This window comes from Streptomyces sp. NPDC030021 (assembly GCF_055574035.1).
Genome location: NZ_JBVIAH010000024.1, coordinates 123825 through 133313, shown reverse-complemented (window position 1 = coordinate 133313; position 9489 = coordinate 123825). Strand labels below are relative to the sequence as shown.

Annotated in this window: 8 protein-coding genes and 2 pseudogenes; 6 read left to right on the top strand and 4 right to left on the bottom strand. The window is 70.9% G+C overall.

Annotated elements, in window-relative coordinates:
• Positions 1-320 precede the first annotated feature (320 nt).
• A pseudogene (locus ACZ4YL_RS35015) lies at positions 321-895 on the bottom strand (MBL fold metallo-hydrolase); the annotation flags it as partial.
• A 144-nt stretch (positions 896-1039) separates the two neighbouring features.
• Here ACZ4YL_RS35015 and ACZ4YL_RS35010 point away from each other — a divergent pair.
• Entirely contained in the window at positions 1040-1948 is a 909-nt protein-coding gene (locus tag ACZ4YL_RS35010) for an ABC transporter ATP-binding protein (protein WP_468121923.1), read from the top strand.
• Positions 1945-2766, top strand: coding sequence for a hypothetical protein (locus ACZ4YL_RS35005; protein WP_468121921.1), 822 nt, complete (start codon positions 1945-1947; stop codon positions 2764-2766). Before ACZ4YL_RS35010 ends, ACZ4YL_RS35005 begins: the two co-directional genes overlap by 4 nt.
• Positions 2767-2780: 14 nt before the next feature.
• On the opposite strand, the gene ACZ4YL_RS35000 is transcribed toward ACZ4YL_RS35005, so the two are convergent.
• From ACZ4YL_RS35000 to ACZ4YL_RS34990, 3 genes are all read right to left on the bottom strand, one after another.
• Positions 2781-3434 (bottom strand): CBS domain-containing protein, encoded by a 654-nt coding sequence (locus ACZ4YL_RS35000; RefSeq protein ID WP_468121919.1) that lies wholly within the window; start codon positions 3432-3434, stop codon positions 2781-2783.
• A 9-nt stretch (positions 3435-3443) separates the two neighbouring features.
• Positions 3444-3914, bottom strand: coding sequence for a cyclic nucleotide-binding domain-containing protein (locus ACZ4YL_RS34995; RefSeq protein WP_468121917.1), 471 nt, complete (start codon positions 3912-3914; stop codon positions 3444-3446).
• 95 nt (positions 3915-4009) lie between these two features.
• Complete coding sequence (locus tag ACZ4YL_RS34990) at positions 4010-4621, bottom strand: MBL fold metallo-hydrolase RNA specificity domain-containing protein (RefSeq protein ID WP_468121916.1); 612 nt, start codon at positions 4619-4621, stop codon at positions 4010-4012.
• Between the two features lie 261 nt (positions 4622-4882).
• Between ACZ4YL_RS34990 and ACZ4YL_RS34985 the strand changes: the two are divergent.
• The 4 genes and pseudogenes from ACZ4YL_RS34985 to ACZ4YL_RS34970 all read left to right on the top strand — a co-directional run.
• Positions 4883-5239, top strand: a pseudogene (locus ACZ4YL_RS34985) (alcohol dehydrogenase catalytic domain-containing protein); the annotation flags it as partial.
• A gap of 108 nt (positions 5240-5347) precedes the next feature.
• The gene (locus tag ACZ4YL_RS34980) at positions 5348-6028 is read left to right on the top strand and encodes a helix-turn-helix domain-containing protein (protein ID WP_468121914.1); all 681 of its coding nucleotides are present in this window, start codon (positions 5348-5350) and stop codon (positions 6026-6028) included.
• Positions 6025-6783, top strand: coding sequence for an HAD family hydrolase (locus tag ACZ4YL_RS34975; protein ID WP_468121912.1), 759 nt, complete (start codon positions 6025-6027; stop codon positions 6781-6783). Before ACZ4YL_RS34980 ends, ACZ4YL_RS34975 begins: the two co-directional genes overlap by 4 nt.
• Entirely contained in the window at positions 6780-9182 is a 2403-nt protein-coding gene (locus tag ACZ4YL_RS34970) for a glycoside hydrolase family 65 protein (RefSeq protein ID WP_468121910.1), read from the top strand. The genes ACZ4YL_RS34975 and ACZ4YL_RS34970 overlap by 4 nt, the downstream gene beginning before the upstream one ends.
• Positions 9183-9489: the final 307 nt, after the last annotated feature.

Below are 9489 nucleotides of genomic sequence, written 5' to 3'. Positions count from 1 at the left end.
TCCGTGTTCTCGAGCGTCGCCTTCTCAAGGTCGAAGCTTTGAGGTTCCGGCCCGATGTCCTTGATGGTCATACTTCTCTCCCGGTCAACGAAGGCGGTACGCGGTACGCGGTACACGGTCGCGGTCCTGCGCCAGCGCACGTCGACATTCTCAGAGCCCAGGGCGAGCTATTACCGCACAAGCGGCCAGCCGTGACCCGTTGCCACATTCCGCCGTGCGTCCGGTCGTGTAGTCGACCGGGTTCGTGTAGTCGTGCGCGCACCACCCACGATGGGCCGTCATCGGGTCCTGCTCTCGTCGGGAACGGGGAGGGCGAGCCGTCAGCTGTCGGAACGGGGTCCGGTGACCATCGGGAGGCCCGAGCTCCGGGCGGCGTCGAAGGAATCGTCGACGGCCACGACATCGAGTCCGGCGGCGTCGAGCAGGGAAGCCGCGATCCCGGCGCGCATCCTGCCCACGCAGTGGACCCACACCACCCCGGCCGGCACCTCGCGCTGGCGTCGGAGATCCACTCGGCAGGCTCTCCAGTGGCGGCGGTGGCCGGGCGGTCGATCCCGACCCGGGCCGGTTCCCGCTGCGCCTTCGCCAGCTGCTCGGGGGATTTCGCGAGGAGCGTGACGGGCTTGCCCCAGGTGATCAACCATGCGAGGTAGGTCGCGATCTTTCCGTCGGCCTCGAAATTGAACGATCCGGCCACGTGACCCCGGGCGAACGCGATGCGGTTGCGCAGGTCGCCCCCACTCCCCGGCGGCCAGGCGGGCGGTGATGCCGACGGCGTCCGCCACGGGAGGCGCGGTGAGGTCGACCGACGCCGGACCCGCGGCGTTGGCCGGGCCATGTGGGCGTAGTAGGCGGGCACGTCGTCGAGCCCGGCCAGCGGGGCGGAGACGAAGGTCCTTCTCGCGAGAATTGCCCCCGGGGCTATATTTCGAGCCGGGCATTAGTACCTCCGGGGGGTACTTTCGTGGCGCCGTGGGGGCCGTTCTCGGCTTGCTGCGCGTCGGTCCGGGCCAGGACACAGACTGGTGGGGTGGGAGCCATGGACGCGATCGAGCTCAGCGGACTGACCAAGCGGTACGGGGCAGTGGTCGGGGTGGAGGAACTCACACTCGGCATCGGTCCGGGCGAGGTGTTTGGCTTCCTCGGGCCGAACGGGGCGGGCAAGACGACCACACTCAGGTGCCTGACGGGCTTGCTGCGCCCGACGGCCGGGCATGTGCGGGTGCTGGGGATGGACCCGCTCGCCGATCACCGCCGGGTGGCTCGGGAACTCGGCTATCTCCCAGGTGAGCTGCGGCTGTACCCGGAGCTCACCGGGGCGCAGACCCTCGACCTGCTGTGTTCCCTCCAGGGCCGGCCCTGCACACGGCGATCCGAGCTGTGCGAGCGGCTGGGACTGACGCCCGCGGTCCTGCGGCGCACGGTCGGCGGGTACTCGCGCGGCATGAAGCAGAAGCTGGGCCTGGTGCAGGCGTTGCAGCACGATCCCCGGCTGGTGGTACTGGACGAGCCGACCGAGGGGCTGGACCCTCTCGTGCAGGAGACGTTCTTCGAGCTGATGGAGCAGGCAGCGGCCGACGGCCGCACCGTGCTGTTGTCCAGCCATGTGCTCCCGGAGGTGCAGCGGGCCTGCGGACGCGTGGCCATCGTCCGGGACGGGCGCCTGGTGACGGTGGAGAGCGTGGCCGCCCTGCGGGAGGCGCGTGCGCGGCGGATCCGTCTGACCTTCGGCGATGGGAAGGGGGCACGCCCTCTGGGGCGCGCGGAGCAGTGGGTGCCCCGCTGGGAAGGCGACCGGGTGGAGCTGCTCGTACCCCCGAGCGAGGTCGTGGGGGCACTGCGCGAGCTGCTGGCCCTGGGGGTGGCCGACGTCATCGTGGAGGAGGCGGGTCTGGACGAGGCGTTCCTGGACCTGTACCGCAACGGCAAGGCGGAGGGAGCGGCGTGAAGACGCGGTGGCCCCTGCTGTGGCTGGCCCTGCACCGGCGCCGGCGGATGCTGATGGCCTTGGTGGTGGGGATGGTCGTCTTCGAGGCGCTGATCGTGGTGGTGGCGAACACGATCGCGCCGGGGCAGCTGTTCTCGGCGGGCGGGAAGGGCCCTCCTTCGGCGTACCGGGCGTTCAGCGGGTCGGGCGGAGACGTCTCGATCGCGAGCTATCCGGGACTGCTCGGGGCCGGACTGGTGCATCCGTTCTGGATCGCCATGCAGCTGACCGCGATCGGTGCCCTGGCCGCGGCCGCGGTCGCGGCCGACGTGGAATCCGGGACGATCGAGCTGATCATGGTGCGCCCCGTGAGCCGCAATCGGCTGCTCGCGGAGCGGACGGCCGCCGTGGTGATCGCCGCCCTCGCTCTGAACGCCGCGGCGACGCTGACGGTGGCGGCGGGCGTCTGGCTGTCGCCGGACATCCACCGGGACGTGCCGATCGGCGGTGTCTTCGCCGCCGGGATGATGGGGTGCGGCTTCGCGCTGTGCCTGGCCGGACCGGCTCTGGCCGTGTCGGCCTGGGGGAGCCGGCGCGCCCAGGTGATCGGTGCGACGATCGGGATCGGGGCGGTCGGCTTCGCTCTGAACTTCATCGCGCTGGCCTGGTCCCAGGCGGCGCCGCTGCGGTTCATCAGTCCCTTCCACTACTACACGCCGGGTGACGCACTGGCGCAGGGCCACGTGCTGTGGCCGCAGTTGGGCGTTCTGGTCGGGGTCGGAGTGGCGGGGCTCATCCTGGGCCACGCGTTGCTGATGAGGCGGGACCTGGCCCCGTAGCGCAGGGACAGCGGTCAGGGGGATGCGGAGCCTTCGAGGCGGGAGTGCACACCGACCACGCCTTCGACAGCCCGGGCGAGGCGAGTGGCCACGGGGATGAGGTGGGGGTCGCGGGTCCTTCCCCTCAGGGTGACGACGCCGTGCGTCACCTCAACCGTGATGTCACGGCGAGAGAGCGGAAAGAGGCGCTCGACGACCTCGCGGCGGACTTCGGCGGCCAGGTCGTCGTCGGAGCGAAGGAAGACCTTCAGGAGGTCGGCGCGACTGACCACGCCGAGAAGAGTGCCGGCGGCATCCACGACCGGGAGACGCTTGATGTGGCGGTCGGCCATCAGTCGGGCGGCCTGGGGGAGCGTGGCGTCGGGGCGGATGGTGACGGCGGGGCTCGTCATCAGCTCCTCGGCGCGGACCGATCCGGCCTTCGCGGTGTCGCCGAGGCGACGCATCTGCTCGATGAGGCTCGGTCCGTGTTCGTGGAACTCCTCCTTGGTGAGGAGGTCGGCCTCGGAGACGACGCCGACGACATGGCCTTCGCCCTCGATGACCGGGACCGCGGTGACCTTCCAGCGCTCCATCGCGGTGGCGATCTCCTTGAATTCGGCGGCGGGCGTGACGGTGACGACGGTCTTCGTCATGACGTTGTTGACGGTGTACGGGGTGGAGGTCATGGCTGGTCCTCAGCGGGCGTAGGCGAGGGGCATGTCGCTGTGGTGGGGTGCGAACAGGTCGAGGATCCGGGTGCGGGCCGAGCCGAGCCGACGGTCGATGACTGCGGCAACAGTGGTGGATATGCAACGGCCCACGGCCGGGTTCTCGTCGCAGAGCTTCCGTACGGCCACCGCGTCGAATTCGAATGCGCGGACAGGGTGGGTGGTGATGGCTCCCAGGTGCCAGGCGTAGGGCGGGACCATCCACGACCAGCCGAGGAGCTCTCCCGAACCGAGGGTGTCGATGACGGCGGCCCTGTGCCCGGGGATGTGCAGGTCTAGGTCGACGGTGCCGTTCTCGATGATCCAGAAGCGGTCGGCCCGTTGTCGTTCCTTGAAGATGCGGGTTCCGGCGGGGATGTCCACGCGGTGGGCGTGGGCGAGCAGGGCCTCACGCGCTTCGGGTTCCAACTCGTCCAGGAGACTGTTTACGGTGGTCATGGTGTGCCTCCAGCCCTTTCCCTTCAGGCTCGCGCCGGTCCTCGGGGTGTGGGGGGGGCCTCGCGGTGCATACCGCAGGGCCCATACGGCCCGGGTCAGCGGACCAGGACGGCCTCCCCTGGCTTGGGTACGACGGCCGTCCAGCCCAGCTCGCGGTCGATGCGGTCCCGTAGGGTCTCGGCGGCGGTCTCCTCGTCGTGGACCAGGTAGGTGGTGTGCGGGGCGGGGGCGGCCCGCAGCCAGTCGATGATCTGGTCGGCGTCGGCGTCGGCGTCGGCGTGGGCGTGGGCGGAGAAGTGGGGTACGTCGGCCACCTCGGCACGTACGGGGATGTACTCGCCGAACATCTTGAGGGTGCGGGCGCCGTCGACGAGGTCACGCGCCCGCGTTCCGGCGGCGGCGAAGCCGACGATGACGACGGCGTTGCGCGGGTCGGGCAAGAGCCGGTGGAGGTGGTGCAGGACCCGACCACCGGTGGCCATGCCGGCGGAGGAGACGATGACTGCCGTCCCGGTGGTGCTGTTGATGTCGATCGACTCCTGGACGGTACGGGCGGCCAGGAACGGCTCCGGGCTGAACGCCGCCTCGCCCTGGGCCAGGATCTCGGGCCGCAGCTCGGGAGAGTGGGAGCGCAGGGCGTCCCGGTAGACGTCCAGGGCGGCCAAGGCCATGGGACTGTCGACGTAGACGGGTACGCTCCGGGGCAAGGTGCCGTCGCGGCGCAGCTCGGCCAGCTCGGCGGCAGGACGACCTCGGGCGAGGTGGCAGCGGGGCGCGGGGCTGTTTCGGACATGGCCCGCCCTCCCTCCGGTAAGGGGATCCGGTTCTCACCATTGCACCGTGTGCAAGGGCCGGCATGGGGCCGACAGGCCCCGGCGGGGGACCGATCGGCCCATGCGCGGCCGGTCGAGTCCGGTCCAGCCTGGCGGTGATACCTCAAATGGTGGGAAATGGAAGAAAGGGACGTCATGGAGGCACTCCCCTTCCACGGCTCCGGACAGATCGCATGGCAGGGCCTACCGGATCCGGGCATCAAGGACGCCGCCGACGCGATCGTTCGTGTCGACGACGTCACCATCTGCGGTATCGACCTGCACGTCGTCAAGGGCGACGTGCCCGAGGGGACCCCGGGCAGGATCCTCGGCCATGAGGCGGTCGGCACCGTCGTCGAGACCGGCGGCGACGTCCCTACGGTGCGGCCCGGGGACCGCGTGCTCGTTTCCTGCACCTCGGCCTGCGGCCGCTGCCGCTTCTGCCGTGAGAGCCACTGCGGTCAGTGCTGCGGGAGCGGTGGCTGGGGGCTGGGCCACACGATCGCCGGCACAGCCCGTGCGGGCGACACCGGCGCCCCCAAGGTCGCGCTCGGTGGGGCCCGGCACGACGCCGTCACCGTCCCGGCCACCCGGCCGTGACACCGAGAGGACGTGAAGACGATGAGCAGAACCCAGCACAGGCAGGGCGCCGCGGAGGCGCCGACCGGACGCACGGACCTCGGACGGCGGATCGCCATGCGCCGTGAGGAACTCGGCCTCACCCGGGACCAGCTGGGTGAGCGCTGCGGGGCTGACGGCGGGTACATCACCTACCTGGAGGAACACGCGGCAGCGCCGGCGATCGGCTCCCTCCTGCGCCTCGCCGACGCGCTGGGGACGACCGCCGCGGAACTCTCCGGCGCGACGACGGAAGACCCACCCGGCAGAGGAACGGCCGTGCGGGACGCCGAGCTGGTCGAGTTGTCCGACGGCGAGTGCCAGCGGCTGCTTTCCACGCACGGCGTCGGCAGGATCGCCGTCTTCACCCCGGACGGTCCGGCGATCTTCCCGGTCAATTACGTAGTGGCGGGCCGCGACATCGCCTTCAGGACCTCGGGTGACGCGGTGCTCGCGCGGGCCGCGGGGACGGAAGTGGCCTTCGAGGTCGACCGCATCGACGACGTCACGCGCCTGGGCTGGAGCGTCATGGCCGTGGGTGAGGCAGAAGGCGTCACCGATGCGGAGGAGCTCGGCCGGCTCGATGCCGTCTCGTACTCGCTGCCCTGGGCGGGCGGTCCGCGGACCCACTGGATGAAGGTCACTGCGATCCGGATCACCGGGCGCCGGGTGATCCGGCAGTGAGCCCGCTTCGAGCCGTCGTCCTGGATACCGACGGGGTCCTCCTCGACTCCACCGCGCTCCATGCGGCTGCGTGGAAGTCCGCTTTCGACGGCTGCCTCGACACATGGGCGGCCGTCCCCGGCCACGCAGCTCAGCCGCCCTTCGACACCGAGCGGGAGTACCGGGAACTGGTGGACGGGAAACCCCGTCTCGACGGCGCTCTCGCCTTCCTGACCGCGCGCGGCATCGAGCTCCCGCCGGGCGACGCCGCGGATCCGCCGGGGTGCGGTACGGCGTGGGCGGTCGCCGCCCGGAAGGAGCGCGCGTTCACGGAAGCGCTCCAGGCCGGAGCCGTCGAGGCGTTCTCGGAAGTCCGGCCCGCACTCGAAGCGCTGCGTGCCCAGGGGATGCGGTGCGCCGCGGTCTCCGCATCCAGGCATGCCCGCCCGTTGCTGGAGTCCGCCGCGATCACCCCCCTCGTCGACGTGCTCGTGGACGGCACGGATGCCGAGCGGCTGACCCTGGCGGGCAAGCCGGACCCCGCCCTGTTCCTGGAAGCGGTACGCCGGCTGCATGTGGACCCGGCCGACGCGGCGATGGTCGAAGACGCTCTGGCGGGGGTGGAGGCAGGCCGACGCGGGCACTTCGGCCTGGTGATCGGCCTCGACCGGTCCGGCGGCACGTCTGACGCAGCGAACCTGCGGGATCGCGGCGCGGATGTCGTCCTCCCTGACCTCACCGCCGTCGTCGACACCGTTGCCGGAGCGCGGCCGTGAACACCGCGTGGACCTGGACTTTCGACCGCTACGACCCGAAGACGGAGCGGGTCGTCGAGGCCCTGTGCACCCTCGGCAACGGCCGGTTCGCCACGCGCGGGGCCGCCCCCGAATCACCCGCCGACGCCGTGCACTATCCCGGCACCTACGCGGCGGGCTGCTACAACTGGCTCCCCTCGCAGGTCGCCGGCAAACAGGTCGGCAACGAGGACATGGTCAACCTCCCCGACTGGACCCGGGTGCGCTACCGCTGCCTGCCGGAGGACGGGCCGGCGGGGGAGTGGCTCACTCCCGACGACCCGAGCCTGCGCCACCACCGCGCCGTCCTGGACCTGCACGCGGGGACCCTCACCCGCCGCATGCTGTTCCAGGACGGCCACGGCCGTCGGCTCGGCGTCACCCACACCCGGCTCGTTCACATGGCGGACCCCTACCTCGCCGCCCAGCAGAGCACCTTCCGCGCGTCCGGATGGCGCGGAACCATCGAGATCCAGTCCGTACTCGACGGTGACGTCACCAATGCCGGCGTCGCGCGGTACCGGGCCCTCAACGGGCGCCACCTCACCGGCCACCGCGCCGGCGTCGGCGCGGACGGCATCGCCTGGCTCTCCTGCGAGACCACATCGCTCCGCACCCGGATCGGCATCGCCGTACGCACATCCTCCCGCCCCCTGGCCGCCATGAACCAGAGCTGCACGGAGGCGGCGACCGCGCAGACCTTCCGGTTGCCGATCTCCCGCGGACATCCCGTCGTCGTCCTCAAGGCAGCCGCCCTTTACAGTTCGCTGGACCGGCCTGCGGGCGATCCGCTCACGTCTGCGGTTGAACACGTCACGCACGCACCGGACTTCGCGACCGCGCTCGCCGGCCACAAGGCCGCCTGGGAAGACCTGTGGAGCCGAGGCGAGGTAAAGGTGCCCGGCGAGGCCGGCCGGATCCTCCGCCTCCACACCTTCCACGTCCTGCAGACCCTCTCCCCGCACACGGCGGAGCTCGACGTTGGCGTACCCGCCAGAGGCCTGCACGGAGAGGCATACCGGGGCCACGTCTTCTGGGACGAGCTGTTCGTCACCCCCTACCTCACCCTGCACCTGCCCGAGGTGGCACGCGCCGTGCTCATGTACCGCCACCGGCGCCTGCCCGCGGCCCGTGCCGCAGCGCGGCGGGCCGGGCAACCGGGCGCGATGTTCCCCTGGCAGAGCGCCAGTTCGGGGCACGAGGAAACGCAGACGCTGCACCTCAATCCGCGCTCCGGCCGCTGGCTGCCGGACCACTCCCACCTCCAGCGCCATGTGGGCTCCGCGATCGCCTGGAACGTCTGGCGCTATGCGCAGACCACCGGTGACACCGGCTTCCTGTACGGCCCCGGCGCCGAACTGCTCATGAGCATCGCCCGCTACTGGGGAGCGGTCGCCGACTACGACACCGACCGGGAGCGCTACCGGATCCGCGGGGTCGTGGGCCCGGACGAATACCACGACGCCTACCCCGGGGCCGCAACTCCGGGGATCGACGACAACGCCTACACGAACGTGACCGCCGCATGGGTGCTGGCCCGCGGACTTGAGCTGGCCGCAGAGCTGCCGAGGACGCGCATGCGTCAACTTGAGCAGCAACTGGACTTCGACACAGAGGTGTTGAACCGCTGGGAGGATGTGTCACGCCGTCTCCACGTCCCCTTGCACGGCAATGTCATCAGCCAGTTCGAGGGCTACGGCGATCTGGCCGAGCTGGATTGGGATGCCTATCGCACTCGGTACACGGACATCCGCCGCCTCGACCGGATCCTGGAGTCCGAGGACGACACGGTGAACCGCTACCAGGCGTCGAAGCAGGCCGACACCCTCATGCTCGGCTACCTCTTCCGCCCCGACGAGCTGCACGACATCTTCGCCCGGCTCGGCCACCGGCTCGACGATGACCTCTGGCGGGCGACCGTCGCGTACTACTTGCAGCGCACGAGCCACGGTTCGACGCTCAGCAGCCTCGTCCACGGCTGGGTCCTGGCCCGCCACAAGGGACCCGACGCCTGGCGGTACTGCGAGGAAGCACTGCTCGGCGACGTGATGGACATCCAGGGCGGCACCACCGGCGAAGGCATCCACCTCGGAGCCATGGCCGGCACCCTCGACCTCATCGAACGGGGCATCGTGGGGCTCGAGGTCGGCCCGGACGGACTGCGCATCGACCCCGTCCCGCTCCGGGAGGTGCCGCGCTGCTCCTTCACCGTCGACTGCCTGGGGCACCGCAGCATTCATGTCCGGTTCGTCCCAGGAAAACTGGGTATCGCGGTCCCCTCATCCCGAACGGCGCCTCCCCTTCCCCTGTGCCTGCCCGATGGCGTGACTGCGGACCTGCCCGCAGGTCGGCAGAGGTGGTTCCGCATGGAAGCCGGCTGACCAGTGGATACCGTTCAGGAGCGCGCGCACTCCCACGCAGGCACGGCACCGTCATCGTCGCCTCGTAGACGTCGGCGGTGGTCCTCTCGGACTTGCCCGCCGCCTGCACGGCCTGCGCCTGTCGGGCATGAGCCCTGCGGTTCCCTGCCCGGCCCGCCATGGGCAGGTCGGCCCCTCCGAGGTACGGACCGGTCGGCCCCTCGCTCCTGTCCCACTCGGCACTGCGGCGCAGCCACCTCCAGGCGTGACCGTGGAAGCCGGATGCCGATCCAGGCTCCGTTTCCGGAAGAGGTGGCGACGATGCAGC

Bases quoted from the DNA above. Each gene is read 5' to 3' on its own strand.
- ACZ4YL_RS35010 (WP_468121923.1), top strand. From the start codon at position 1,040: ATGGACGCGATCGAGCTCAGCGGACTGACCAAGCGGTACGGGGCAGTG.
- ACZ4YL_RS35000 (WP_468121919.1), bottom strand. From the start codon at position 3,434: ATGACCTCCACCCCGTACACCGTCAACAACGTCATGACGAAGACCGTC.
- ACZ4YL_RS34995 (WP_468121917.1), bottom strand. From the start codon at position 3,914: ATGACCACCGTAAACAGTCTCCTGGACGAGTTGGAACCCGAAGCGCGT.
- ACZ4YL_RS34980 (WP_468121914.1), top strand. From the start codon at position 5,348: ATGAGCAGAACCCAGCACAGGCAGGGCGCCGCGGAGGCGCCGACCGGA.